This window comes from Burkholderia sp. JP2-270, from assembly GCF_003233675.1.
Lineage (GTDB): Bacteria > Pseudomonadota > Gammaproteobacteria > Burkholderiales > Burkholderiaceae > Burkholderia > Burkholderia pyrrocinia_C.
Genome location: NZ_CP029825.1, coordinates 2,476,444 through 2,502,962, shown reverse-complemented (window position 1 = coordinate 2,502,962; position 26,519 = coordinate 2,476,444). Strand labels below are relative to the sequence as shown.

Annotated in this window: 26 protein-coding genes and 1 pseudogene; 4 read left to right on the top strand and 23 right to left on the bottom strand. The window is 63.2% G+C overall.

The annotated features are described in order from the left end of the window. Window positions 1–200 precede the first annotated feature (200 nt). Window positions 201–1,394, top strand: a complete 1,194-nt coding sequence (locus DM992_RS29410) for an IS256 family transposase (RefSeq protein ID WP_239511448.1) — start codon at window positions 201–203, stop codon at window positions 1,392–1,394. A gap of 3 nt (window positions 1,395–1,397) precedes the next feature. Here DM992_RS29410 and DM992_RS41895 read toward each other — a convergent pair whose 3' ends face one another. Genes DM992_RS41895 through DM992_RS29400 form a run of 4 tightly spaced genes read right to left on the bottom strand, consistent with a single transcriptional unit; the run spans window position 1,398 to window position 4,243 of the window. Next, the gene (locus DM992_RS41895; RefSeq protein ID WP_162631758.1) at window positions 1,398–2,087 is read right to left on the bottom strand and encodes a hypothetical protein; all 690 of its coding nucleotides are present in this window, start codon (window positions 2,085–2,087) and stop codon (window positions 1,398–1,400) included. Continuing rightward, window positions 2,087–2,737, bottom strand: a complete 651-nt coding sequence (locus DM992_RS41890; RefSeq protein WP_162631757.1) for a hypothetical protein — start codon at window positions 2,735–2,737, stop codon at window positions 2,087–2,089. Before DM992_RS41890 ends, DM992_RS41895 begins: the two co-directional genes overlap by 1 nt. A 10-nt stretch (window positions 2,738–2,747) precedes the next feature. Next, on the bottom strand, window positions 2,748–3,695 hold the full coding sequence (locus DM992_RS29405) for a glycine zipper family protein (protein WP_111019735.1): 948 nt from the start codon (window positions 3,693–3,695) through the stop codon (window positions 2,748–2,750). Next, window positions 3,692–4,243: a PAAR domain-containing protein gene (locus DM992_RS29400; protein ID WP_111019734.1), complete on the bottom strand. Its 552-nt coding sequence runs from the start codon at window positions 4,241–4,243 to the stop codon at window positions 3,692–3,694. The genes DM992_RS29405 and DM992_RS29400 overlap by 4 nt, the downstream gene beginning before the upstream one ends. Window positions 4,244–4,803: 560 nt before the next feature. On the opposite strand from DM992_RS29400, the gene DM992_RS29395 reads away from it, so the two are divergent. Then, window positions 4,804–5,031 (top strand): hypothetical protein, encoded by a 228-nt coding sequence (locus tag DM992_RS29395; RefSeq protein WP_111019733.1) that lies wholly within the window; start codon window positions 4,804–4,806, stop codon window positions 5,029–5,031. A 223-nt stretch (window positions 5,032–5,254) separates the two neighbouring features. Here DM992_RS29395 and DM992_RS29390 read toward each other — a convergent pair. The 6 genes and pseudogenes from DM992_RS29390 to DM992_RS29365 all read right to left on the bottom strand — a co-directional run bounded on the left by DM992_RS29390 (window position 5,255) and on the right by DM992_RS29365 (window position 11,777). Next, a protein-coding gene (locus DM992_RS29390; protein WP_111019732.1) for an IS5 family transposase occupies window positions 5,255–6,060 on the bottom strand; the annotation gives its coding sequence in 2 pieces (ribosomal slippage) (window positions 5,255–5,724 and window positions 5,724–6,060; 807 coding nt in all). A 71-nt stretch (window positions 6,061–6,131) separates the two neighbouring features. Further along, a pseudogene (locus DM992_RS29385) lies at window positions 6,132–7,993 on the bottom strand (methyl-accepting chemotaxis protein). A 158-nt stretch (window positions 7,994–8,151) separates the two neighbouring features. Further along, window positions 8,152–8,820: an OmpA family protein gene (locus DM992_RS29380; RefSeq protein WP_111019731.1), complete on the bottom strand. Its 669-nt coding sequence runs from the start codon at window positions 8,818–8,820 to the stop codon at window positions 8,152–8,154. Window positions 8,821–8,859: 39 nt separating this feature from the next. Further along, the gene (locus DM992_RS29375; RefSeq protein WP_111019730.1) at window positions 8,860–9,624 is read right to left on the bottom strand and encodes a flagellar motor protein; all 765 of its coding nucleotides are present in this window, start codon (window positions 9,622–9,624) and stop codon (window positions 8,860–8,862) included. A gap of 13 nt (window positions 9,625–9,637) precedes the next feature. Beyond that, window positions 9,638–10,876: a cyclic nucleotide-binding domain-containing protein gene (locus tag DM992_RS29370; protein ID WP_111020462.1), complete on the bottom strand. Its 1,239-nt coding sequence runs from the start codon at window positions 10,874–10,876 to the stop codon at window positions 9,638–9,640. Between the two features lie 238 nt (window positions 10,877–11,114). Further along, window positions 11,115–11,777 (bottom strand): glutathione S-transferase family protein, encoded by a 663-nt coding sequence (locus tag DM992_RS29365; RefSeq protein WP_111019729.1) that lies wholly within the window; start codon window positions 11,775–11,777, stop codon window positions 11,115–11,117. Window positions 11,778–12,066: 289 nt separating this feature from the next. On the opposite strand from DM992_RS29365, the gene phaZ reads away from it, so the two are divergent. Then, the gene (phaZ, locus tag DM992_RS29360; protein ID WP_111019728.1) at window positions 12,067–13,425 is read left to right on the top strand and encodes a polyhydroxyalkanoate depolymerase; all 1,359 of its coding nucleotides are present in this window, start codon (window positions 12,067–12,069) and stop codon (window positions 13,423–13,425) included. A 121-nt stretch (window positions 13,426–13,546) separates the two neighbouring features. Here phaZ and DM992_RS29355 read toward each other — a convergent pair whose 3' ends face one another. The 13 genes from DM992_RS29355 to kdpF all read right to left on the bottom strand — a co-directional run bounded on the left by DM992_RS29355 (window position 13,547) and on the right by kdpF (window position 25,988). Next, window positions 13,547–14,017 carry a DUF3761 domain-containing protein gene (locus DM992_RS29355; protein WP_111019727.1) on the bottom strand — a complete coding sequence of 157 codons (471 nt, stop codon included), beginning with the start codon at window positions 14,015–14,017 and terminating at the stop codon, window positions 13,547–13,549. 62 nt (window positions 14,018–14,079) lie between these two features. After that, window positions 14,080–14,217, bottom strand: a complete 138-nt coding sequence (locus DM992_RS42420) for an HHHH-motif protein (RefSeq protein ID WP_175746486.1) — start codon at window positions 14,215–14,217, stop codon at window positions 14,080–14,082. A gap of 344 nt (window positions 14,218–14,561) precedes the next feature. Next, on the bottom strand, window positions 14,562–14,999 hold the full coding sequence (locus tag DM992_RS29350; protein ID WP_111019726.1) for a cupin domain-containing protein: 438 nt from the start codon (window positions 14,997–14,999) through the stop codon (window positions 14,562–14,564). Window positions 15,000–15,222: 223 nt separating this feature from the next. Beyond that, window positions 15,223–15,990, bottom strand: a complete 768-nt coding sequence (locus DM992_RS29345) for an ATP-binding cassette domain-containing protein (protein WP_111019725.1) — start codon at window positions 15,988–15,990, stop codon at window positions 15,223–15,225. 24 nt (window positions 15,991–16,014) lie between these two features. Further along, window positions 16,015–16,728 carry an ABC transporter permease gene (locus tag DM992_RS29340; protein WP_111019724.1) on the bottom strand — a complete coding sequence of 238 codons (714 nt, stop codon included), beginning with the start codon at window positions 16,726–16,728 and terminating at the stop codon, window positions 16,015–16,017. Next, the gene (locus tag DM992_RS29335) at window positions 16,725–17,414 is read right to left on the bottom strand and encodes an ABC transporter permease (protein WP_111019723.1); all 690 of its coding nucleotides are present in this window, start codon (window positions 17,412–17,414) and stop codon (window positions 16,725–16,727) included. Before DM992_RS29335 ends, DM992_RS29340 begins: the two co-directional genes overlap by 4 nt. A gap of 68 nt (window positions 17,415–17,482) precedes the next feature. Further along, window positions 17,483–18,256, bottom strand: coding sequence for an ABC transporter substrate-binding protein (locus tag DM992_RS29330; protein WP_105133508.1), 774 nt, complete (start codon window positions 18,254–18,256; stop codon window positions 17,483–17,485). Between the two features lie 309 nt (window positions 18,257–18,565). Further along, window positions 18,566–19,288, bottom strand: coding sequence for a response regulator (locus DM992_RS29325; protein ID WP_034182158.1), 723 nt, complete (start codon window positions 19,286–19,288; stop codon window positions 18,566–18,568). Beyond that, the gene (locus DM992_RS29320; RefSeq protein ID WP_111019722.1) at window positions 19,285–20,964 is read right to left on the bottom strand and encodes a DUF4118 domain-containing protein; all 1,680 of its coding nucleotides are present in this window, start codon (window positions 20,962–20,964) and stop codon (window positions 19,285–19,287) included. Before DM992_RS29320 ends, DM992_RS29325 begins: the two co-directional genes overlap by 4 nt. 80 nt (window positions 20,965–21,044) lie before the next feature. After that, complete coding sequence (kdpB, locus tag DM992_RS29315) at window positions 21,045–23,093, bottom strand: potassium-transporting ATPase subunit KdpB (RefSeq protein ID WP_111019721.1); 2,049 nt, start codon at window positions 23,091–23,093, stop codon at window positions 21,045–21,047. 47 nt (window positions 23,094–23,140) lie between these two features. Beyond that, a complete protein-coding gene (gene kdpC / locus DM992_RS29310) occupies window positions 23,141–23,851 on the bottom strand; it encodes a potassium-transporting ATPase subunit KdpC (RefSeq protein WP_204356141.1) in 711 nt (236 codons plus the stop codon). 10 nt (window positions 23,852–23,861) lie between these two features. Continuing rightward, window positions 23,862–25,565 (bottom strand): potassium-transporting ATPase subunit KdpA, encoded by a 1,704-nt coding sequence (kdpA, locus tag DM992_RS29305; RefSeq protein WP_111019720.1) that lies wholly within the window; start codon window positions 25,563–25,565, stop codon window positions 23,862–23,864. Between the two features lie 138 nt (window positions 25,566–25,703). Beyond that, on the bottom strand, window positions 25,704–25,988 hold the full coding sequence (gene kdpF, locus DM992_RS42415; RefSeq protein WP_204356140.1) for a K(+)-transporting ATPase subunit F: 285 nt from the start codon (window positions 25,986–25,988) through the stop codon (window positions 25,704–25,706). Window positions 25,989–26,123: 135 nt separating this feature from the next. On the opposite strand from kdpF, the gene DM992_RS29290 reads away from it, so the two are divergent. Further along, window positions 26,124–26,438: a hypothetical protein gene (locus DM992_RS29290; protein WP_111019719.1), complete on the top strand. Its 315-nt coding sequence runs from the start codon at window positions 26,124–26,126 to the stop codon at window positions 26,436–26,438. Window positions 26,439–26,519 lie beyond the last annotated feature (81 nt).

Sequence of the window (26,519 nt, the reverse complement as noted above, 5' to 3'; positions counted from 1 at the left end):
TGATGTTGCGAATAGATTTTTGGTGTTTCTTTATGCTCGCCGGAATGTCGTCAATGCAGCCCGTGTGCTGTCGCTGGCGAGCCTATCCTAATGTTTGTGTGTGAGGCATAAACTGATGGCCAAGGAGCCACGTTCTGCCACGCAAACGCAAGGAAGAAGTGACGATTGAACCGGGCAAGGGTTTGAACCTGGACCCGGAACTGATCAAGCAACTGGTACCCGGCACGCTGGATCGGGCGACGATCAACGAGCAGCTTGCGGCGCTCAAGAAGGCAATCTTCGAACGCGCGCTGGGCGGCGAACTGACCCACCACCTCGGCTACGAGAAGGGCGATGCCAAGCCGGCAGGCCGCACGAACCATCGCAACGGCACCAGCCGCAAGCGCATCACGACCGACGACGACCTGCTCGACGTCGAGATTCCGCGCGACCGCGAAGGCACTTTCGATCCGGTGCTGATCGCCAAGGGCGAGCGACGCTTCACCGGCTTCGACGACAAGATTATCGCGATGTACGCACGCGGCATGAGCGTGCGGGAAATTCAGGGCTTCCTGCAAGAGATGTACGGCATCGAGGTGTCACCAGACTTCATCAGCACGGTCACCGACGCGGTGATCGATGAAGTGCGCGAGTGGCAACAGCGGCCGCTCGAGCCGATGTACCCGGTCGTGTTCTTCGACGCCTTGCGAGTCAAGATCCGCGACGAAGGCGTCGTGCGTAACAAGGCGATCTACCTGGCGCTGGGCGTGCGCCGCGACGGCACACGCGACGTGTTGGGCCTTTGGATCGAGCAGACCGAGGGGGCCAAGTTCTGGCTGCGGGTAGTGAACGACCTTAAGCTGCGCGGCGTGCAGGATATCCTGATTGCCGTGGTCGACGGCCTGAAGGGCTTCCCGGAAGCGATCAACACGGTGTTCCCGGAAACGACGGTCCAGACCTGCATCGTGCATCTGATCCGGAACTCGCTGGACTTCGCCAGCTGGAAAGACAGGAAATCGGTCGCGGCGGCGCTCAAGGAGGTCTATCGGGCAGCGTCGGCCGAAGCGGCCGCCGTGGCGCTGGACGCGTTCGATACGAGCCCGTGGGGTACGAAATACCCTCCGATTGCCGCGCTCTGGCGCCGAGCCTGGGATCAGGTGATTCCGTTCTACGCCTTCGCGCCTGACATCCGGAAAATTGTATATACGACCAACGCGATCGAGTCGCTGCACATGCAGCTTCGGAAGATCATCAAGGCGCGCGGCCACTTCCCGTCGGACGAGGCCGCGCTCAAACTGATCTGGCTGGCGCTGCGCAACGTCGTGGCCAAGTGGACCGGCTCCCGGCACGATTGGAAGAGCGCGATGACGCAGTTCGCACTGCTTTACCCGGAACGATTCAACATTGGAGTCTGAATCTCAACCCGCCTCACACACGGAATTCCGGATACCTCCTCGCTGCGGCGCTTCATCTTCATAACCGGCTATCCACGTGTCGTCCTGCGTGCTGAACACCGCCCAAGGCCCCGGCCTACCAGAGGGTTCACGACATACACCAAGCCGCGCCACGGCCGTTTGATACAGTCGGTCGAATCCGCCATCGTCCAACTCATCCGCCGCCTCTAGCTCCCCCTCGTAGTGCCGCAGACCCAGCGCTTTCCACTCATCGCGCATGAAGTCAAACGCCCACTGATTGAAAGAGAACGTTACCCCTTCTGCACCTTCCGGGATATTGAACGGTAGCGGCACGTAGCGAACGCGGGGCGCGTGTACGCATATCACATCGGTTTCCGTCTCCATCGCAAACCCGAAAGCCATCATGCAGCACAGCGGGCCGTCTATGCCTTTCGCGTGGTCAAACAGGTCAAAATCCTGAAGCGGAATCGCTTTCCAGTGGCCGCTATCGTCGTCGCTGTGGTACTCATTGCGCAGGTATGCGTACATATGCGCCAGCAGACGCGATACGAATACGACTGGCCCGGATATGCCCTCTACGGTTGATCCGGTCCAAGCTGGCTCTATGAACGGCCCGGAATCGAGCACACGGCGGCGCACTACCACCCAAAGAGAAAGGGGAGCAATATATTGCGTCTTAACCTTCACCATCATTAAAGCCCCTCACGTGCTCTGTATTCCGGATCATTCTTTCGGGTTGAATATACCCAATCCTCCCATTCCTGCGCGGACATATACGAAAGAGCATCTTTACTATGCCGTTCAATATATGCATCCCTTGCTTCAGGCGTCAAGCTTTTCCAAAATGGGTCCCAAAGATATATGGCCCAATATTCCTCAGCACCTTCGTTATATCGCACAAAGGGACCGTAGTAGCACCATGCAACCCAAGGCGGCGGCGGCCCAAACTCTTCCTTAGCTTGATCCACAATCAATTCTGCGGAATTTGTCAGAATATGGACATTCCTACCACCCAATTCGTCCGAAAACGAAACGAATGTATGGAAATCACGATCCTGATAATGCAGAAGCCGAACCTCTTCCCAGCCACGCCTAACCAAACTCAGGTAACGCGGAAATGCCTGAATCTCAATATGCCGCGTCAACAGCACCGCATTCAATCCCAGATGATGCATTTCCGATAAATTCGGAATGTTAGTCAGTGTATCAAGTGCGTCATTATCAACAGCCTGCGAGAACGCTCCTAGCATCGCATCAAACGAATGCGGAAACGGAAACATTTTCTCAAGTGCCGCCTTAGCATCGGACTCAGGCGATTTCTTCAACCAATCAAAAATTCCCATACCGCCCTCCCTACTCGCCCATTGTGTAATCCAACACATACGATTCGCCGGTATAAGCGAGCGCGCCCCCGATAATTCCGCCAATCGCACCGGTAATGATTGCACCCGGCCCCAATTCTATACCGCAAAGCGCCCCCGTGGTCGCCCCCATTCGCGCGCCGATTGCGGCCCCCGCCCACCGCCCAGCAATGCTGCCCTCCCACCCCGCGATTTGTCGGAGAGTCGATTTTGTTAGGGGCTTTATGGACTTGAATTTGATAGATTCCTCTGTGGCTTTAGCCAAATCGTAGGCCGTGAGGAAAATTCCAAAGACCTGAACAACCCTCGCCCATCTTTCAACACCCAAGGCAATCTTTAGACCTTTCTGTGTAAAGACCCCATCAGCCGGAACAACGGGCTTAGGTTTTACCAGATACTCATTATTAACACCCAAAGACTTCTTCTTTAAATATTCCGCTTCGCGCCTTACCTTTGATGGCATGTCTTTTACATACTCATCAATGCTTCTTCCAATTTCTTCGGGCGATACCAGCACTGCCCCAGAACGCTTCGCTTTAGCAATATCGATATATACCAACTTTGAGGGATTCTCCGAACCGTGGAAGCGGTCAGCCCCTCCTGGGAAATTTTTACTCGTTGATACGAATTGCGTTTCCACTTTGATCTTTTGATCACGTTGTAAAACGTGTTCTGCCGCATTAGCCAACCCCTCAGGATTCGGAGCTGTAAGACCTGACATTTCCGGATATACGATTTGGAACCGCTGCAATGGGGTTAATTCTCTTGGCAAACGCGGATCATTGACACTCGAATATGTACGCCGAACAAGGAACCCTTCGGGGCCTACCTCATCGACAGTCACGAAGAAAAACGCCCTTGCGGGCATCACGTGCCCGAGCACATCATATTTCGATTCGCTCTTGTCGTTCGTGTGCGTCTGGTAAATAAAATCGCTCATACGTCCCACCGCTCCAATGCTTTCATTCCGATTGCAATATCGAGTTTCGACACGTCATCCGTGTACACGCGCGGACAGTATCCGGATACGTCGGTCAGCCCCTTGTAAACGGCTCCGGTTGCGGTCTTAATGTGATAGGGAATGCTGGGTATCGGTTGCCCCGACTCGTTGAGCACGCGAACGCGCTCATCGTAGCTACCGCGAAATTGTTGCGTCATCGATGCACCGCTAGCGGCGTAACCCATATCCGCCAAATTGTGCGACTCGAAAGTATGGAAACTGTCGTGCTGAGAAGCAATCATGACAGGCGGCGGAACGCACTGGCAGATGCATATATCGCCGTCTAGGGCTTGTTCCTTGCCGTGCATGGTATCGGGCCAGCGCGGCCCCTTGGGCGCAATGTGGCCGACCGTCTTACAGCCGTGGCAGAAGACTTGCGCACCAACGAACGTTAGAGGCGTTCCGTGGTGCGTACAGTTTGGAATCCCTTCCGTAACGACACCTCCATTTGAGGACTTGTCGCCTTGCTTGAGCAAATATCGCCGCATCTCAGGTTCCTTGTGATGAATTATGCGCGCGATATGTTTACGGTATTTTTTCGTCGCGTCTATCAGACGGGTCTGAATCTGACTTCAAAATCCAGATGCCTACTGGAAAGCGATGGGCGCTGCGCACGAACCTACTGAAGTGCAAAAGCTCGCTTTGGCTGCGTATCCGAATGATCCGGACAAGCAGAGCGCGGCCATTAGAGGCGCGCTCACTGCGGAGATGACTACTCCGTTGCATCCGGGCGGCGGTTATATCGGCGCAGATGGTCACGTGCACGACACGCCCCGATCGCGATATGTTCACGTTCTGCAGCATGCTCGCCGCAACGTCTCATTATTTGACAGTCTGAAACAAAGGTGAGTTTTCCAGACGCCCCGTCTAGATTCGCCAAGTCCGTCCTGCGAGCTATGACTAGTTCAGAACAGTAGAAAATTTCCATTCCGCCCAGAAAAGTTATACTCACCTACATCGCAAATCCCTTCCAAATCTATCTTGCCCGCCAAATACGAGACGCGTACCATCAAAAATCCTTAAATCATAATAAGCTAGGACAATTGAAATGGAACGTTACGCAAACCGCAGTGGCAACTCGAATGTCGTCGCCTACGCTATCGAACAGTCTTCGATCAAGGTGCAATTCGGGGACGGGTCAATCTACCTCTATACGAGTCAAAGTGCCGGCACCGCAAACCTTGAGCACATGAAGCAATTAGCTAAAGCTGGGCAAGGTCTAAACAGCTTTATTGTCAGAGTGGTTCGCAAAGGGTACGCATCGAAGCTTATGTGATACTTTGACGCATTCGACATGTATCACATAAACGGCACTTTCCCTGCACACGTTACGAGTTGATCAAGCGGGTGCCAAAGGCTTACGGCCTTGGCACCCTGTCCGACTTGCCCAGCATATCGACACGTGACACGATGATCAACCACCGATCACATTTGACAGACAGCGTCCATTACAAACGAGACCATCAAGATTGAAGGTTGAATGTTTCGCCTTAGAGTCGCTAACACAAGTCATCCACGAATCTAGAGCAAATGACGGCGGCAGCCAGAGCGAGCAAAGCGGCATGAATATCGAGGCGGCGCTCGAAGCGAATCCGAAGCTTGCCGAAACCAGCAAACCAGGCATGTGTGCGCTCGACGACCCAACGATGACGCCCGAGCCGCGCACTGCTTTCGATACCACGGCGGGCAATACGGGCCTTGATGCCGCGCTGTCTCAGATAGCGCCGGCAACGAGCGAAGTCATACCCTTTGTCGGCGTGCAGTTTGCTCGGCCGCTTGCGCGGCTGCCCGTTCAGGCCCGATACCGCAGGAATGGAATCAAGCGTGGGCTCGAATGCCATCGAATCGTGCCGATTGGCTCCCGTGATCGTGACAGCCAGCGGGATGCCGCGTGCATCTACGACGATGTGTCGCTTCGATCCGAGCTTGCCTCGGTCCGTCGGGTTGGGGCCGGTTTCTTGGCCCCCCGTGGGCTGGAGACGCTGGCTCCATCTAGGCTCGCACGCTCCCAATCGATCTGGTCGTGTTCTCGCAGTCGACGCAGCATCGCCAAATTCAGTCGATGCCATACGCCGGCCGCTTGCCAGCCTCGCAGACGTCGCCAGCATGTCATGCCACTGCCGAAGCCCAACTCCTGCGGAAGGTCTTCCCACGGAATGCCCGTCTGCAATACATACAAGATACCGTTCAGCGCTGCGCGATCATCGACTGTGCGCCGCCGACCACCCCTGGGCGATGGCGTGAACTCCGGAATCAGCGGCTCCAGCGCCACCCATAATTCGTTACTGATTTTGCGTCTTGCCATGCCGTAGACGATACGACGCCCGCAGCATCATGTCCAGGTTGTGTTAGCCGCTCTAAAACGCCAAACAGACTTTATTCATCCACCTTGAAAGCCGACACCAGCTTGGTCAATTCCGCCGCCTGCTGCTTCAAACTCTCGGCCGCCGCCGCACTTTCCTCCACTAAAGCCGCATTCTGCTGCGTCATCTGATCGAGAGACTGCACCGCATCCCCAATCTGGTCGATGCCAGCACTCTGCTCCAGGCTAGCCTCAGCAATCTCGCTCATCATCGCGCTGACGCCTTGCACCTGCGAGACAACATCACTCATCACCTTCCCCGCCTCGCTAACCAACCGCGATCCGGCATCCACCGTCCCAGCGCTATGTTCGATCAGCGTCTTGATCTCCTTCGCCGCCTGCGCGCTGCGCTGCGCCAAATTCCGCACTTCCGAAGCCACCACCGCAAACCCGCGCCCCTGTTCCCCGCCCGCGCCGCCTCCACCGCAGCATTCAGCGCAAGAATATTCGTCTGAAACGAAATGCTGTCGATCATCACGATGATCTCGGATATCCGCTGCGACGCATTGCTGATCTGCTCCATCGTGCTCACGACTTCACCTACCACCTGCCCGCCACGCGCCGCCGCATCCGACGCGCCAGTAATCATCTTCGCCGCCGTCGTCGCCGTCTCGGTGTTGTTCCGCACCACGGCCGTGATCTCTTCCATCGACGAAGCCGTCCGCTCCAGGTTGCTCGACTGCCCTTCGGTGCGTTCGCTCAAATCCGCATTCCCCGAAGCAATCTGCGCCGACCCGGTCGCAATCGACGTCGAAGCCGCCCGAATTCGATGAACCAGCGTCGACAGCGACGACACGAACCGGTTGAACGCATCCGACAACTGCCCGATCTCGTCCTGGCTCTCGACCGTCATCCGCCGCGTCAGGTCGCCCTGGCCGCTGGCGATCTCCGACAGCAGTGTCGCCGCACGCCGAATCGGCGCGGCAATCGCGCGCCCAACCAGCCAGATCACGATCAGCGCAACCCCAAGCCCCACCACCGCCGCAACCAGCGCCGCGCTGCGAATTGCACGCGTCACCGGCCCGAGCAGTTCCGCCTGCGGCACCTCGACGACGACATACGCATTCAGCTCCGGAATGAACGACGTCGCGATGAAGCGCGCGCCGTCGTCGCCGTTGTAGCTCAGGTACGCATACGGTTTGCCGGCCAGCAGCGTCGACGACGCATCGTCAGGCAGGCCGTGCTGGTCTTTCAGGAAATGCTTGCCGTCGATCAGCGACGTATCGCGATGCATCATGATCGCGCCGTCGGGACGCACGAGATACGCGAACCCGGTCTCGCCGATCCGGTATGCCGAGATGCCCTTCGCGAGCGCATCGACGGACAGGCTCATGCTCGCCGCACCGATCGGCACGCCGTCGAGTTCCACGCGGCTGTTGATGAACATCATGTAGCCGCCGACGGTCACCTCGCGATCCATGTTCACGTCGAACGCCTTGCCGGACGACAGGAAGCTGGTCAGCCACTGATCCTTGTCGGTGACCTTCCGCTGCAGTCCGGCTTCGTTGTAGTAGTTGCCGCTCTTCACCGACACCCACTGCACGGACGCCGCCTTCTGCTCGTCCTTCACGTTCTTCGCGAGCTGGATCCAGTTGCGCGTGCCGGCGTCGGGTTCGCCGTCGGCTTCCCATTGCAGCAGGAACGCATCGCGCGCGAGAATGCGCGACGCGGCAATCGGCCCGGCCATCTGCCGCTGCACGTCGGCGCGGATGCCGTTCACTGCCATCGGCAACTCTTCGCGGACGACGCGATCGCGCACCGCGTTGCCGATCAGACGGATGCTCAGTCCGCTCGATATCGCGACGAACACGAGCAGACAACTGGTCATGCTGAGAATCAGCTTGTTCTGAATGGAAAGCTTGCGCCAGAAATGCATGGGGAACCCTCGATAACCGCTCGGTCTGAGCCAGTTTGGGTTATCGGCATGCACGCGCAGAAGCGCATCGCTGATTTCAGATATCGATCATGCGAGATTCGTTATGTCGTTGACAGGCGGGCATATGCGGCCGCCTATACGCGAGGGTTCAGCGCAAATCAATACGCAACGAAGATCGTCACGCGCCGGTTCCGCGCCCGCGCGGCGGCATCGTCACCCGCCACAAGCGGCTGCGTATCGGCCCGCCCGATCGCCGCGAGCCGATGTGGCGCCACGCCGCGCTCGGTCAGGTAGCGCACGACGCTCCCCGCGCGCGCCGACGAAAGCTCCCAGTTCGATTCGTATTTCGCGTTCGCAATCGGCACGCTGTCCGTATGCCCTTCGACGAGAATGTCACCGGTCGCGTGTTCGCTCAGCGCCTGCGCGATCTGGTTCAGCACGGGCGACGAATCGGGCAGCAAGCGCGCGTCGCCGACGTTGAACAGGATCTTCGCGTCGATGCCGATCTCGACGCCATGCGGCGCCTTCACCAGCGAAATCCGCCCGTTCGCCTTCAATTTATCGAGTAACGCGAGCCAGGCCGGCGCGCGCTCGGATGTTACGACATTGGCCGTACTCGCAGCGCCGCCGGCATGTCGCGCGAGCGTCTGGTATCGCGCGTCGAGCGCGTTGTATTTCGCGAGCTGGAGCACATACAGCGCGAGAAACAGCACCATCAGCGTCGTGATGAGATCCGCGTATGAAATCAGCCAGCGGCCGGACTGCGTGCCTTCGAGTTCGTGGTCGTCGCGATCGGCGGCGGTCGCGCCATCAGTTCGGGCTGTCATGCCGAAGATCCCTGTTTGTCGTACCGCATACGCAGCACATCACGCGAGCGACTCGGCCGCACGCCCGCGCACATCACCGGTCAGTCGCGTTTCGATCGTATGCGGCGACTCCTTGCGCGAGATCGCGAGCAAACCGTCGAGATACAGCTTGCGGAACCGCAGTTCGCTGTCGATCTGCGCACGCAGCTTGCCGTAAAGCGGCAGAAACACGAGGTTCGCAAACGCCAGCCCGTACAGCGTCGCGATGAACGCAACCGCGATGCCCGGCCCGAGCTGCGCCGGTTCGAGAATATGGCTCGTCACCTGCACGAGCCCGAGCACCGATCCGAGAATGCCGAACGTCGGCGCATAACCGCCGGCCTGCTGCCACACGCGCACGGCGGCCAGGCGGCTGCGCTCGTATGCGTCGAGTTCGCGCTGCAATGCATCCTCGAGCACGGCGGTCGATACGCCGTTCGCCAGCAATTCGAGCCCGCGCCGCGCGAACGGATGGATACCGCTCACGTCCATCGATTCGAACGCGAGCAGCCCGTCGAGCTTCGCGCGATCGCCCCATTCGAGCAGGTCGGACAGGTGCTTGCGATCGACCTCTCTCGCGCGCACGAACGCAAGCCGCAACTGCTTCACCGCGTCGAAGAAGCGTGCCCAGGTGTTCTGGATCATCACCGCGCCGAGCGTGCCGCCGAGCACGATGACGAGCGCCTCGAACTGGAACAGCATCGTGAAATGCCCGCCTTCCAGCGCGAACCCGAACACGATCGCCGCGCCGCCCAGCACCACACCGGCCAAGGTCAACAGATCCATACGCCTCCCCGTGTCACGCATCCGACGCCACGGACGCCGCGCCCGTCGCCGGCGCCTTGGCCGCGCGTACGGCATCCAGCACGCGCTGCTCGATATCCTCTATCTCGATCGGATCAAGCTTGAGTTCGCGGCGCATCACCCACGACACCTCGTTGCGCCGCGCTTCTGTCATCACGGAAAACAGCTTGTCGGCCACCGCGCGATCGTCGAGGTTCGCGATCAGCTTCGCGAGGTCGTACGTATCGAACGCGCTGATCACGTCGAACAGCGTGCGCTGGTCGACCCACACGAGATCCTCCAGCGCGCGCACGTCGCCGCCGCGACGCGCGTTGCGCCGCGAGAAGTACGCAACGCCCTTTTGCTCGACGTAACTGAGCACCTTCGATTTGCGGAACGCGAACACCTCTTCGGCAATCTCTCCGTTCGACAGCTTGTTGAGTAACAGCGTCTTCTCGACGCCGATCAACGATTCGAGATCGGTCAGCTCGATGAGTTCGAGTTCGCTGTTGATCGACAGGTCGAGATCGTGGTCGGCAACCTGCTGCGCGCGGTCGATCACGCGCGCGGCATCGAACGTGACGACCTGGCGCGCATCCGACGAAGCCGCATAGTCGGCCGCACTGCCGACATGGTCGGCCTGCGCGGCTTCGATCGTGACGAGATTGAGCTTCTCCATGCGTCGCAGCATCGCGAGCACGTGCGGCCGCGAGTGGCCGGCAATCGCGCGGCATTTGCGGATCACTTCGGCGAGCGGCACCGAGGTTTCGGCCGCATGGGCCTGCATCGGCCGGCGCGCCCACCCGTCGCCGGATTCGCGCGCATCGGCGCCGGCCATCAGCGACAACACATGCGCATACGACAGCACGCCGGGCATGAAGTCCGCATGCGTGTAGGTCGCGAGCTGGTCGTCCTTGCGCTTCACGCGCCGGATCATCGTTCGCACGATATGGCGCAGCAGCGCCGACACGCGCTCGATTTCTTCATCGAGCATGCCGGCCGGCACGACCGTGAGCTGGCAGAATGAAAGCGCCTTCGCGGTATGGGCGCGCGGCTCGGCGGCGAGCAGCGCCGATTCGCCGAAGAACTCGCCGCGGCCGAGCGTCGCGACGATGACGCGCTTGTCGTCGCACCGCGTGGACAGTTCGACCTTGCCGTCGGTGATCAGAAAGATCACGGGTTCCCCCGCGAAACCCTCCGAGTAAATGATTTCTCCGGGCGCCGCTGTACGCGTCCATGATTGCTGACGATTCACGTCGATTCCCCTGCTGCGCTGGTTGTTGCAGACTGCGCGCCGCATGTCGAAAGCATGCGTGTCGCGAGTCGTCCCCGTGACTCGTTTACGTCATCGGGTTCAACATCCTTTAGGGAATTCGCACTCGGTTTAACCCGAAATCAAGGTAAAACGTTTGCGCATTGCCCGGCTGCATCGGGAAGTTCGTTTCGATGCTTGCGCGTGTAGTCCAATTGAAAGCACGCTGCGATCATGCGCATCAAAACTCCATGTCGAGTTCGTCGATGTCTTCCTGCTCCGCCTTCGCCGCGTCGATCCACTCGGCGACGAACGGATGCGCGAGCACGCGCATGCAGTATTCGGCGATTTCCGGCTCCAGCTTCACGTCGTAGGTCAGGAAGCGGGTGACGACCGGCGCATACATCGCGTCGGCGACGCCGATCTCCGCGCCGAACAGCCAGGGGCCGCCATACGCGGCCAGACACTCGTGCCAGATCGTCACGATCCGCTGGATGTCGTGCTGTGCGCGCGACCAGATCCGGAAGCCGGGGAAATGCGCGCGCAGGTTCATCGGCAGCGCGGAGCGCAGCGCGCTGAAACCGGAATGCATCTCGCCGCAGATCGACCGGCAATGCGCGCGCGCACGCCGGCTTTCAGGCAGCAGCCGCGCCTGCGGCCGGATTTCGTTCAGGTATTCGGCGATCGCGAGCGTATCCCAAACCTTGTTGCCGTCGTGCGTCAGGCACGGTACGAGAATCGACGGCGACAGCAGCAGCAGCTCCGCGCGCGACGTGGCATCGATCGGCACGCTGACGGTGTCGAACGAAAGTCCGCTGAGCTTCGCGAGCAGCCAGCCGCGCATCGACCACGACGAGTAATTGCGGCTGCTGATGGTCAGCGTCGTCTGTCCGGATGATTCCATGTCGCTCCCCTGCTGAAAGCCGTTCGTGCCCCTGCACCGAAAGCGGACGCCGCATCCGTCACCCGCACCACGCGCGTGCAACGCATTCGCTGAACCGGCGCGGCGGCGCACCATGTCGCGGCACAGGCGGCTCGCGACAACCGGCGCGGCAACGCATCGCGTTCGGCTGACGGTCGTGGCGTGCCGCCCAAGCCGCCGTGCTCCCTGAACGCGTGCAACGTGCGTGCCAGCCGCATGCTGGCACACGGCTTGCCTCGTTCAATGCAACGCAGCGCAACGAGCGACGGTCATGAACCTGTTTGCCTATCCTTTTTACCAATGGTCTACCGAATGCCTGCGCCCGGCGCGCGCATGGGCCGCGACCACGCGCGCGACGATGTCGCTGTGGCCCCCGTCTACGTCAACGTCGACGGGCCGCATGCTCGACGCGCTGTGCGAACTGCTCGAATGCTGCGCGTTCTCGCATCGGCGCCCGCCGTTCGGGATCGCGTCGATCGTCGTCGACGGGGAAACGGTGCCGATCGTCGAGGAAGCGGCCGCGGCCACACCGTTCGGCACGCTGCTGCATTTCCGCAAGGCGCTGCCGGTCGCGCGCCAGCCGCGCGTGCTGATCGTCGCGCCGATGTCCGGGCATTTCGCGACGCTGTTGCGCGGCACGGTGCAGACGATGCTGGCCGACCACGACGTGTACATCACCGATTGGCACAACCCGCGCGACATCCCGCTGACGGCCGGGCGCTTCGGTTTCGACGAATACGTCACGCATGTGATCGACTTCATCCGCCAGATGGGCCCGGACACGCATGTGCTCGCGATCTGCCAGCCGACCGTCGCCACGCTCGCGGCGGTCGCACTGATGGCCGCCGGCGGTGATCCGGCGCAGCCCGCGAGCCTGACGCTGATGGCGGGCCCGATCGACTGCCGCGTGAATCCGACGAAGGTCAACGCGCTCGCCACGAGCCAGACGATCGAATGGTTCGCGAAGAACCTGATCAGCGTGGTGCCGGCCGGTTTCGTCGGCGCGCAGCGGTGCGTGTATCCGGGCTTCGTGCAGGTCGGCGCGTTCATGTCGATGAACCCCGACCGGCATGCGGCTTCGTTTGCCGATATGTATTACGAGCGCGCGAAAGGCGACCCCGCGAAAGCCGACACGCTGCGGCATTTCTACGACGAATACTTCGCGACGGCCGACCTCACCGCGGAGTTCTATCTGGAGACGGTCGAGAAGGTGTTCCAGCAATACGCGCTCGCGCGCGGCGAACTGACGGTCGGCGACAGGCTCGTCGAACCGGCGGCGATTCACCGCACCGCGCTGCTGACGATCGAAGGCGAGAAGGACGATATCTGCGCAGTGGGCCAGACGGTGGCCGCGCAGGAGCTGTGTTCGGGGTTGCCGCCGTATTTGAAGACGCACCACGTGCAGACGGGCGCAGGCCACTACGGCGTGTTCAACGGCAGCCGCTGGGAAACGCAGATCTACCCGATCGTGCGCGCGACGATCCACGACAACGAGCCGTACGATCGCACCGCGGATGCGGAAGGCAACGCGAACGGCACGCACTACGTCACGCTGCGCGCGCTGCTCGATGCGCGCGCAACCGAACACGATGCGGGGGCAGTCGAACCCTCATCGCATCACGCCCACTGAATCCGGGCAACGACGCAACGACCGGCGTTGCAAATGAATCTCCCCGCCGCGGTGGCGGGGCGTGATTGACGACAGCCTTCAGACGACGCGCGAGCGAATGAACTCGCGCGCCCGGCCCGCGCTACGAACAGGCCTTGCCGTGCGACGCGTGGAAGCCCTTCGCCTTCGCATCCGCTTCCGACATGTAGCTGCCGTGCTTCGTCTTGCCGTAGTACTTGTCGGTCGAACAGTGGTAGACCTTCGTGCTGTCGTTGGCCCATACCTTGCCCGCGGCGCCGCCCGGCGCCGCAGCGGCGGTCGTCGCTGAGGCGCTCTTCGCGGGCGCGGCACCGGACGCAGGGGCAGCGGAAGCAGCCGTTGCCGGCGCCGTCGCGGCCGGCGCGCTGGCTGCTGCCGCCGACGATGCGCCGTACCAGGTCTTCACGCCCTTGTGGCCCGCACATGCGCCCTTCTTCGATACGCCCGAGTAGAACGAACCGTCCTTGCACAGACCGGTCGTGCCGGCCGGCGCGCTGGCCGGAACCTGCGCGAACGCACCGATCGACACCCCCATGCCGGCGACCAGCGCGGCGATCAACATCGTTTTTTTCATAGTCCTCTCCTGATTTGCCTGAATGATCAATGCGTCCCGGGTATCCCCGACGAAAGTCGCGGTTACCGCACCCAGCGGCACATGCGATGGTGGTGATGATCGTAGTGGCACACACGGTGCGAATGGGCTTCGGCAAGCGCCGGAGCGAGCACGGCACATGCCACTGCGGTAGCCGTCAGGATCTTCGCGATGCGCTTCATGGAACTCTCCCGGATAGGTCAGCCGGCGATCCGGCTGGTACCTCCTTAACGCCGGCCGTCGACGAGCCGTGCACCGCGCAGCCCGCAATTGACGATCTTTGACACCACGTAACCATCCGTCACGCGAAGCTGACGAATCTCTTTCTTTTCTTTCCGGATCTTCAGTTTCGCAACCCTTTGGAATTCGAATGAACGGGTCGAAGGGGAAAGCAGGTCGTGGGTGTCAGCAGAGCACGCGGAGGATTCCGGGACGCATCAACGAAAAACCGCCCGAAGGCGGTCTGTCGCAAACGCGCGCACGATGCGCGTCGGTCGGCGCATGCGCACCTCGGGAAACCGGGCAGCTACGCGCCCGTCGTCTCGCCCCACGGCGTCGGTGGCGGAACGGCGCACGGCCCTTCGACGTCGATCGACTTGAAATCGGCGGGCCCGACGATCTCCAGATACTCCATGTCCGGCGAGTAGTCGAACAGGTAATGAACGATCCCCGGAGCCTGATGCACGCAGTCGCCGGCAGACACCAGCGTTTCCTGCTCGCCGTACATGAAGCGCGCCCAGCCCTTCAGCATGAACACGATATGGAACTCGGCCTCGTGACGGTGCCAGCCGGTGCCCGCCGTCGGTGCATGATTCGCCCTGACGAGTTGCGCGACGACCTTGCCGTTCGTCGCGGCCGCGATGCCGAGATCGCGATACAGGAAGAAGTCGCGCAGGCCCTCGCCTTGATACGCGGTGTCCTGCGGCTTCACGTGGGAAAAATGGGTCGTTGTCGGCGTGCTCATCACGGCGCTCCCTCGTCGAAAGGATCACGCATGACAAGCATTTAGCGTTCCAGCGCGTGGATCGACGGGGGCGAGCCCGAGCGCGGGCCGCGACAATCTCTTGCGTGTCGCGCGGCACGCCTTTTACGGACACGCTCGCGCAGCAGCAGGCGTGCGTCAACTCGCTCGCCGCCCGCGACGCCGTTGCAGCGTCACGGGCAGTATACAACGCAACGCCGGCGGCTTACTTCAACCGCCCCGACAAGAACTGCCCGAGCCGTTCGCTCTCAGGATTCGCGAGAATCTCCTGCGGATTCCCTTCCTCCTCGATCTTTCCCTGATGCAGGAAGATCACGTGATTCGACACGTTACGCGCGAAGCCCATCTCGTGCGTGACGACGACCATCGTGCGGCCCTCCTCGGCGAGCTTCTGCATTACCTTCAGCACTTCGCCCACCAGTTCCGGATCGAGCGCCGACGTCGGCTCGTCGAACAGCATCACTTCCGGCTCCATCGCCAGCGCGCGTGCAATTGCAACTCGCTGCTGCTGGCCGCCCGACAGGTGCGACGGATACATACCCTCGACGCGCGGTGCCAGGCCGACCTTCTCCAGGTACTTGCGCGCCCGCGCGATCGCTTCGTCCTTGCCGATCCCGAGCACGGCCATCGGCGCCTCGATCACGTTCTCGAGCACCGTCATGTGCGCCCACAGGTTGAAGTGCTGAAACACCATCGCGAGCTTCGTGCGCATCCGCTGAAGCTGCTTCTGGTCGGCCACGCGCAGCGCCCCGTTGCGGTCGCGCGTGGTCTGGATCGGCTCGCTGCCGATCGTGATCTGCCCCGAGCACGGCTGCTCGAGGAAGTTGATGCAGCGCAGGAACGTGCTCTTGCCGGAGCCGCTCGAGCCGATGATGCTGATCACGTCGCCGGCCTTCGCCTTCATCGACACGCCCTTCAACACCTCGTTGTCGCCGAATTTCTTGTGCAGGTTATCGACTGTGAGCTTGTACATGCTTGGTCCTTCGTTACGAATGCATTAATGGCCGCGCGGCGACAGGTACGCGAGCCAGCGCGTCTCGAGCTTGCGGAACGCCCAGATAAGCGCGAACACGACGACGGCATACAGCACGGCTGCGATGCCGTAGGCCTGGAACGACATGTACGTCGCCGAATTGACGTCGCGCGTGACCTTCAGGATGTCGGGCACGGTCGCGGTGAACGCGAGCGTGGTCGCGTGCAGCATCAGGATCACCTCGTTGCTGTAGCTCGGCAGCGAGCGGCGCAGCGCGGAAGGCACGATGATCCGCGTATAGAGCTTGAAGCGCGACATCCCGTACGCGAGCCCGGCCTCGATCTCGCCGGCCGACGTCGCCTTGATCGCGCCCGCGAAGATCTCCGTCGCATACGCGCATTCGTTCAGCACGAACGCGAGCAGCGTGCAGTTCATCGCGTTGCGGAAGAACGTATCGAGCAGCACGTGGTTGTGCACGACCTGCAGGCTGTAGATGCCCGTGTAGCAGAGCAGCAGCTGCACGTAGAGCGGCGTGCCGCGGAACACATACGTATAGAGCCACACGGGGCCCGAGATCCAGCGGTTCGACGATGCACGCGCGATCGCGAGCGGCACGGCCAGCGCAAAACCGAGCGCGATCGACACGACCAGCAGCCACAGCGTGATCGCGAGGCCGCTGAAGCGGTAGCCGTCGGTGTACAGATAGCTTTGCCAGTACTGGCTGACGAGTTCGATCACAGTGCGAGCCTCCGGACGCCGACGGAATAACGCTTCTCGAGGTGATGCAGCACGACGTTGGACACCGTCGTGATCGCGAGGTAGATCGCGCCCGCGGCCAGCGTGAAGAAGAAGAAATCGAGCGTGCTCTTGCCCGCGTCCTGCGACGCCTTGACCACGTCGGCGAGGCCGATGATCGACACGAGCGCGGTAGCCTTCACGAGCACCTGCCAGTTGTTGCCGATGCCGGGCAGCGCGAAGCGCATCATCTGCGGGAACAGGATGCGGCGGAACACGCGCCAGCCGCCCATCCCGTACGCGAAGCCGGCTTCGAGCTGGCCGCGCGGCACCGCGAGGAACGCGCCGCGGAACGTCTCGGTGAAGTACGCGCCGTAGATGAAGCCGAGCGTCACGACGCCGGCCACGAACGGATCGATGTCGATCTGATCCCAGCCGATCAGGTCGGTCACGTTGTTCAGCAGGATCTGGATCCCGTAGAACAGCAGCAGCATCAGCACGAGGTCCGGCACCGCGCGGATCAGCGTCGTATAGAAGGTGCCGATCGACTTGAGCACACGGTTGGTCGACAGTTTCGCGCCCGCGCCGGCGAGCCCCAGCACGAGCGACGCGGCGAGCGACAGCACCGCGAGCTTCACGGTCTCGACCGTGCCGGCCCACAGCAGCGGGCCAAATCCCTGGAAAATCATGTCAGCGTATCCCGATCCGGAAAGACAGGCGGCGCAGCGCGGCCGAAGCCGCGTGCGCCGAAAAATCGTCAGCCGCCGTAGACGTCGAACGCGAAGTACTTCTTCTCAAGCTTCTTGTACGTGCCGTCCTTGATGATGTCGGCGATCGCGTGGTCGATCTTCGCCTTCAGGTCGGCGTCGTCCTTGCGCAGGCCGATGCCCGCGCCGTTGCCGAGCGTCTTCGGATCGTCGATGTCGCCGCCGGCGAACTGGAAGTTCGCGCCGCGCGGCGTCTTCAGGAAACCGATGTCGGCCTGCACCGCGTCCTGCAGCGCCGCGTCGAGGCGGCCGGACATCAGGTCCTGGTACACGCCGTCCTGATTCTGGTAAGGCACGACCTGCACGCCCTTCGGCGCCCAGTAGGCCTTTGCGTAGGTTTCCTGAATGGTGCCCTGCTCGACGCCGACCGACTTGCCCTTCAGCGATTCGGCCGTCGGCTGCAGGTTCGCGCCCTTCTTCGCGACGAGGCGCGTCGGCGTGTTGAACAGCTTGTCGGAGAACGCGATCTGCTCGGCGCGCGCCGGCGTCATCGACATCGACGACAGTACGCCGTCGAACTTCTTCGCCTTCAGCGCCGGAATCATCCCGTCGAAGTCGTTCTCGATCCACACGCATTTCGCCTTCAGGCGGGCGCAGATCTCGTTGCCGAGATCGACGTCGAAGCCGACCACCTTGCCGCTTGCGTCCTTCGATTCGAACGGCGGATAGCTGGCGTCGACGCCGAACCGGATCGTCGACCAATCCTTGGCGTGGGCACCGACCGCGATGCAGGCAAGGGCAATACTGAGCGCGAGTTTCTTCATGGCGTTCCTGTAAGAGGCGAACTGGGCCGGGGTCGCGGTGGGCGGCCCGCACCGGCGCTGCCGGAACGGCGGCTCCGCCGCGCCCCCTTCCAACCCGGAAATCGCGCTGTCTAGCGACGCTCCAAGTTGTACATACAACTTTGCCTTTTCACGGGCATCGCCAGCAATCCGTGTTTATCTCTAATTGTCGGATGATTCTGGTCGTGCGCCGATAATTTCCTTAAAATTCAATTAATTATGGATTACGCGATGCTGAATTCCAGCTTTCTCGATGCGTACGGGAGCGACCGGACAGAATGCGTCACCTGTCTAGACCTCGCGGGTCGCGCCGACCGTTTCCAGTCCGACCAGCCGGTAGCCGAACTGCAGTTCCGTCAGCAGGTGCCGCGGCCTCGCCGGCACCGGTTCGAGTTTCTGCCGCAGGTTCGTCATGTACACGCGCACGTAGTGCGCGCGGTCCGCGTCGTGAATGCCCCACACCTCGGCCAGCAGTTGCCGCGCGGCGATCACGCCGCCGCGCGCGCGGATCAGCGCGGCGAGCAGCCGGAATTCGAGGCGCGTCAGGTGGACGGGCTCGCCGCCGCGCACGACTTCATGCCGGCCGAGATCGACGGTCACGTCGCCGAACCGCACGATCGACGACGCTTGCCCGTCGGCCGACACGAACGCCGCGCGCCGCAACAGCGCACGCGCCCGCGCCAGCAGTTCGGGCACGCCGAACGGCTTCGCGAGGTAATCGTCCGCGCCCGCGTCGAGCGCCGCGACCTTCTCCACTTCCTGCTGCCGCGCCGACAGCACGATCACAGGCACCGTCGACCACTCGCGCAGTTCGCGGATGAACGCCTTGCCGTCGCCGTCCGGCAGCCCGAGATCGACGATCACGAGATCGGGCTTGCTGCTCGACGCATACATCCGCGCCTCGCGGGCCGTCGACGCCTCGCAGGCGTCGAGCCCTTCCTGTTCCAGCGCCATCCTGACGAAACGGCGGATGTCGGATTCGTCTTCGACGATAAGTACGCGCGATCTGATCATGTGTGGCTCTCGTGCTCGATATCGGGCGGCGCGCCCAACGGCAGGCGAATCTCGAACCGCGCGCCGTGCGGATCGAGCGGCACCGCGCGGATCGACCCGCCGTGCGCGTTGACGATGCTGCGGCACAGTGCGAGCCCGAGCCCCACGCCGCTGATCGACGACTCCTTGCGTTCGCGCTCGAACGGTTCGAACAGCGGCTCGGTGTTGCGCGCGACGAAGCCCGGCCCGTCGTCCTCGACGAACACGTACAGCGTTTCGCCGAACACGCGTGCGCGCACCGACACGGCGGCGTCCGCGCCCGCATACTTCGCGGCGTTGTCGAGCAGGTTCATCAGCACGCGCTCGATCAGCAGCGCGTCGACGTCGATCAGCGGCAGGTCGGCGGGCAAGTCGGCACTCACGTCGCGGCCGGCCAGCACACTGGCCGAATGCGCAAGCGCGCTGCCGACGATCTCGTCGAGCATGTGCCACTCGCGATTAAGCCGCACGCCTTCGCTCTGCATCCGCGCAAGGTCGAGCAGGTTCACGACGAGCCCGTGCAGCGCCTCGGCCTGGTTGCGGATGCCGTGCGCGAGCGCGGCCGGCTGCCCGTCCGCCAGACGTTCCGGCCGCTCCAGCGTCTCGGCGAGCCCGCGGATTGCGGTAAGCGGCGTCTTCAGGTCGTGCGACACGGCGGCCAGCAACGCGTTGCGCAACCGCTCGCCTTCGATCCGCACGAGCGTGTGCTGCGCGACGTCGACGTAGTGCACGCGTTCGAGCGCCATCGCGATCGACGAGCACAGCGCGTCGATCAGGCGGCGATCGTCGGGGTCCGTCGGCACCGGCTGCGCGTCGCCGAACAGCACGAGCACGCCGCGCACGCGCATCGGCGCCTTCAGCGGCAGATACTGCGCGGCCGCGCGCTCGAACGGCGCCATCCCGCACCCGGCGCCGCGCGCCTGCTCGTACGCCCAGCGCGCGATCGGCGTTTCCACGAAGCCTGCGTGTTGCGTCGGCATCAGCTGGCCGTTCTCATCGGGCAGCACGAGCGCGACGCGCACGCCGAGCAGCGGCGCGATCGTGCCGGTGCAAATCGACGCAATCTGCTCGGTCCCGATCGCGGCCGACAGATCGTGCGCGACGCGCGCGAGCGCCGCCGAGCGTTTCTCGTTCGCACGCGCGGCGCGGGCCTCCGCGCGCAGGCGCGCCGCGAGCTGGCCGATCGCGAGCGCGACGGCCAGCATCAGCGCGAACGTGAACACGTATTGCGTATCGGACACCGCGAACGACAGCCGCGGCTCGACGAAGAAGAAGTCGAAGCAGCCGACGCAGACGAACGCGGCCCACGCGCCGGCCAGCCGGCCGAGCCGCAGCGCGATCAGCACGACGGTCATCAGGAACAGCATCACGACGTTCGACAGGTCGAACACGCGCAGCAGCGCGCTCGCCGCAAGCGTCGCCAGCGCGCAGACGAGCGTGGCCCACAGTAGCGGCGCCGCATACTGCGACATCCATACGTGCGCGCGCGGGTGCGCTTCCCGCACGGCGAGCGTCGGCCGCGTGTCGGGCCCGGCGCCCGCGATGCGCTCGGCGATGCCCGCGCACGTGCGCAGCAAGAGCCGCCAGCGGCCGCGGCTCGACGCGGTTTCCAGCGGCACCCCCGCCCGTCGATTCGCTTCGTTCACGTTCACATCCATGATCGCTTCCGGCAAATGAAACGCCGAACGGCCCCGCGCACGCCGCGAAGGCGTGAGCGGGGCCGCGACGGCGCGTTCGGTCAGATAAACGGCGTCAGCAGCATGTCGATCAGCTTGATGCCGATGAACGGCGCGATGATCCCGCCCACGCCGTAGATCAGCAGGTTGCGCCCCAGCAGCTTCCCGGCAGGCTCCGCGCGATACTTCACGCCCTTCAGCGCAAGCGGAATCAGCGCGACGATGATCAACGCATTGAAGATCACCGCCGACAGGATCGCCGACGTCGGGCTGTGCAGCCCCATCACGTTCAGCGCGCCGAGCGCCGGATACGTTGCGACGAACGCGGCCGGGATGATCGCGAAATACTTCGCGAGATCGTTCGCGACGCTGAACGTGGTCAGCGCGCCGCGCGTCATGATCATCTGCTTGCCGACTTCGACGACCTGCATCAGCTTGGTCGGGTTGCTGTCGAGGTCGACCATGTTGGCCGCTTCCTTCGCCGCCTGCGTGCCGCTGTGCATCGCGACAGCCACGTCGGCCTGCGCCAGCGCGGGCGCGTCGTTGGTGCCGTCGCCCGTCATCGCGACGAGATGGCCCTTCGCCTGGTGCTCGCGGATCAGCCTCAGCTTGTCCTCGGGCGTCGCTTCGGCAAGGTAGTCGTCGACGCCGGCTTCTGCCGCGATCGCGGCCGCGGTCAGCCGGTTGTCGCCGGTGATCATCACCGTCTTCACGCCGACCTTGCGCAGCTCCGCGAAGCGCGCGGCGATCCCGTGCTTGACGATGTCCTTCAGCTCGATCGTGCCGAGCACGCGGAAGCCGTCGGCGACGACGAGCGGCGTGCCGCCGCGCCGCGCGATGTCGTTGACGGCCGTCTCGACCGCGTGGGGAAACGCGCCGCCGAGCGCATCGATGTGCGCGCGGATCGCGGACGCCGCGCCCTTGCGCACCTGACGCTCGCCGATATCGAGGCCGCTCATCCGCGTGCGTGCGCTGAACGGCACCGCGATGCTGCCGTCGCTCGCCGCCACCTCCAGCGAGAAGCGCTGCTTCGCGAGCGCGACGATCGAGCGCCCTTCGGGCGTTTCGTCGGCCAGCGACGACAGTTGCGCGGCCTCGGCCAGCGCGCGCTCGTCCACGCCGGGTGCCGGCCGGAACTGCACGGCCTCGCGGTTGCCGAGCGTGATCGTGCCGGTCTTGTCGAGCAGCAGCACGTCGACGTCGCCGGCCGCCTCGATCGCGCGACCCGACGTCGCGAGCACGTTCGCGCGCATCATGCGGCTCATCCCGGCGATGCCGATCGCCGACAGCAGCGCGCCGATCGTCGTCGGGATCAGGCAAACCAGCAGCGCGATCAGCACGGTCAGGCTCACGGCCGCGCCCGACGCGTTCAGCAGCACGCTGAATTGCGAGAACGGCAGCAGCGTCACGCACACGAGCAGGAAGATGATCGTCAGCGCGACGAGCAGGATGGTCAGCGCAATCTCGTTCGGCGTCTTGCCGCGTTTCGCACCTTCGACCATCGCGATCATCCGGTCGAGGAACGCTTCGCCGGGTTGCGCGGTGACCTTCACGACGATCCAGTCGGACAGCACGCGCGTGCCGCCCGTCACCGACGAGAAATCGCCGCCGGATTCGCGGATCACCGGCGCCGATTCGCCGGTAATTGCCGATTCGTCGACCGACGCGACGCCGTCGATCACTTCGCCATCGGCCGGAATCGTGTCGCCGGCCTCGACGAGCACGATGCTGCCGGCTGCGAGCTCGTCGCTCGGCACGCGATGGCTGGTGCTGCCGTATTGCTTCGGCTCGTCGAGCACCTTCGCGTACACGCGCTTGCGCGCCGCGCGTAGTGCGTCGGCCTGTGCCTTGCCGCGCCCTTCGGCCAGCGCCTCGGCCGCGTTCGCGAACAGCACGGTGAACCACAGCCAGCACGCGACCGCGAAGATGAAGCCGGCCGGCGCATCGCCGGTGCCGGTCAGCGCCTGCAGCCACAGCGCGGTCGTGACGATGCTGCCGAGATAGACGACGAACATCACCGGGTTTTTCAGCTGCACGCGCGGTGCGAGCTTGCGGAACGCCTCGCGCAGCACGGCGGTCCAGCGCATCGGCGGCATGCCGCCGATCGGCATGGCCGGCGGGTTGATCGGGGTTTCGATATGGGACATGAGTGACTCCGTTATTCCTGCTCTTTCTGCGCGCCGGCCGCGTGACCGAATGCATGGTCGAGCGCGAGGTTCAGGTCGAGCACGCGCACGCGCGGTTCGCCGAGCACGCCGAGCTGACGCGGCGATGCGATGCGATCGACCAGCGCCGTGACCCGCGCGGCATCGACGCCGCGCGCATGGGCGACCCGCGCCGCCTGCAGCCGCGCGTTCGCGACCGAGATCTCCGGATCGAGCCCCGACGCGGACGCGGTAACTGCATCCGCCGGCACCGGCGTGCCGTCGGCGAGCGCGTTCTCCTGCCGGTACGCGTGCACGCGCCGCGCGATATCGGCAAGCAGTTTCTTGCTGGTCGCGCCCTGGTTGCTGGCGCCACTGCCGGCCGCGTTGTACGGCTGGTCGACCGTCTTCGACGGATCGGCCGGATCGGTGCCGACCGTCGCGCTCGGTCGCGAATGGAAGTAACCGGCATGCGTGAAGTTCTGCCCGATCACCGCCGAACCGATCGTCGTGCCGTTACGCTCGACGAGACTGCCGCGCGCCTGCGCCGGGAACAGCACGTTCGCGACGCCCGTGGTCAGCAGCGGATACGCGATGCCGGTGACGAGCATGAACAGCACCGACGACGCGATCACGGGCCGCACGAGGCCGCGCGTCGCCGCGCCGAACGAAGAACCGGGTGCCGGCGCGGCGACGGCCGCTGCCTGGCGATTGCGTTGCATCATGATGTTTCCCTCAGAACAGTTGGCCGCCCGACATCAGCAGGTGCTCGACGACCGGGCCGAGCGCGAGCGCGGGCAGGAACGTGAGACCGCCGACGACGAGGATCACGAAGATCAGCAGGCCGGCGAACAGGCTCGTCGACGTCGACAGCGTGCCGGCGCTTTCGGGCACGCTCTTCTTCGCGGCGAGGCTGCCCGCGACAGCGAGCATCGGCAGCAGCGTCAGGTAGCGGCCGATCAGCATCGCGAAGCCGATCGTCGTGTTGAAGAACGGTGTGTTCGCGTTCAGGCCCGCGAACGCGGAGCCGTTGTTCGCCGTGCCCGACGTGTACGCGTACAGCACTTCGCTGAAGCCGTGCGGCCCGAGGTTCGCGAGGCTGTCCAGCGTCGAGTGCAGCATCGCGGCCAGCGCGGTGAAGCCGAGAATGCTGAACGGATGCGCGAGCACCGCGAGCATCACGAGCTTCATCTCGCGCGCCTCGATCTTCTTGCCGAGAAACTCCGGCGTGCGGCCGATCATCATCCCGACGAGGAACACCGTGAGGATCGCGAACGTGAACAGGTTGATCAGCCCGACGCCGTCGCCGCCGAACACGTTGTTCAGCATCATCTGTGCGATCGGCACGAGCCCGCCGAGCGGCGTCAGCGAGTCGTGCATCGCGTCGACCGAGCCGGTGGTCGCGGCGGTCGTGACGGTCGCGAACAGGCTCGTCTGCGCGATGCCGAAGCGCATCTCCTTGCCTTCCATGCTGCCGCCCGGCTGCACCGCGCTCATCTGCTGGTCGACGCCGAGCCCGGTCAGCAGCGGATTGCCGTGCTGCTCGGCCTGGTAGATCACGGCGAGAAAGCCGACGAACATGACGACGAACGCGCCGAGGATCACCCAGCCCTGGCGGCGCCGGCCGATCATCGTGCCGAGCGTATAGGTCAGCGCGGACGGAATCAGCAGCATCGACAACATGTGCAGCGTGTTGGTGAGCGGCGTCGGGTTCTCGAACGGATGCGCGGCGTTCATGCTGAAGAAGCCGCCGCCGTTCGTGCCGATGTGCTTGATCGATTCGAGGCTCGCGACAGGCCCCATCACGATCTGCTGGCGCGCACCTTCGAGCGTGGTCGCCCACGCGTCGGACGCGAGCGTCTGAGGCATGCCCTGCCACACGTACACGAGCGCCATCACGAAGCTGAGCGGCAGCAGCACGCGGTAGGTCACGCGCGTGAAGTCGACCCAGTAGTTGCCGATGTCGGCCGCGCTCTTGCGGCTCAGCCCGCGAATGAAGCCGCCAGCGGCCGCAATGCCGGTTGCGGCGCTGGCCATCATCAGGAACGTGATGACGGCCATCTGCGAGAAGTTCGACAGACTGCTCTCGCCCGCATACGCCTGCCAGTTCGTGTTCGTGACGAACGACGCGGCCGTGTTGAACGCGAGATCGGGGCTTTGCGCGGCGCGCTGCAGCGCATCGAACGGCAGCGCGTCCTGGATGCGCAGCAGCAGATAGCCGAGCAGCATCATCCCGGCATTGCCGAGCAGCAGCACCATCCCGTAGCGCTGCCACGACATCGCTTCGTCGGGATTCACGCCGAGCAACGCATAGGTACGGCGTTCGACCCACGCGTGACGCGGGCTCGTAAAAGCGTGCGCCAGCCATTTGCCGACGACGGGCACCAGCGCCAGCATGATCGCGAGAACGATCGCGAATTGAATCAGATTGTTGAACATGTCGACACTCGCTCAGATCCGGTCGAGACCGGTGATGAAACCGGCCGTCAATGCGAAGAACGCAAGCGTGAACAGTACGAAAAGCAGATCGCTCATGACATTCACCGATATTTTCGAATTCCTGTTGAATCGTGCCGATCAATACCGCTCGGGCTTGATCAATGCATGAAACAGATAGATAAAGAGCGCGATCGATAACGCGCCGGTGATCCACAACATGGCTTTCCCCCTTTTGTCCGTATGCGCGGAATATCCACGCGATCGTCGGCGTATCGGGCTTTGCCGTGTTGGCGCGGGCCCGAGTGACGCCCCCATGCTCATCTGGAGAATGGGATGCGACAGTGTAGAAATCCGCGTATCAAAGCGGTGTTCAATTTCCTTACGGGGAATAAAAAAGCTGTAAAGACGAAAGCCGGCGGCCATGGTGTTTTTTATATGTTCTTTTCAGCGCCGGCGCGAGTCTATACACCGTATCGTCACGGCGGTTCCTAAAATGGGCGCCATGTCCAACACGAGATCTCCGCGGTGCGGAGCACGATGCGACACGGGGATGAACGCATGAAACCGACCAGAACCGAATCCGCTGCTTCACGCGATCTGCCGGCCGTTCGCTCGCGGCGCCGGTGCCCCGCGGACGACCTCGTGCTGCTGTCGATCCGCGTCGAATCGGACAATCTTGCCGTCGTGCGGCGCCTGCTGCATCAGGCTGTCGGCGCCTCGCTCAATTTCTATACGGCCGCGATCGACAAGCGCACCGGGCGCGCGAGCATCGAGCTCGAAGTCGCGCGCTCGCAGGCGTCGCCGGCGATCATGGCGATCCTCCGCCTGCTGCCGGCCGCCGAGTTCGGCACGATCCGCCTGTTGCAGCACTAGCCGGCAGCCGTTTCGGCCGCGCGACACTTCCCTTTCATCGATTCGAACGCGCGTATCCGGCACGAACCGGCGCGGTTCTTC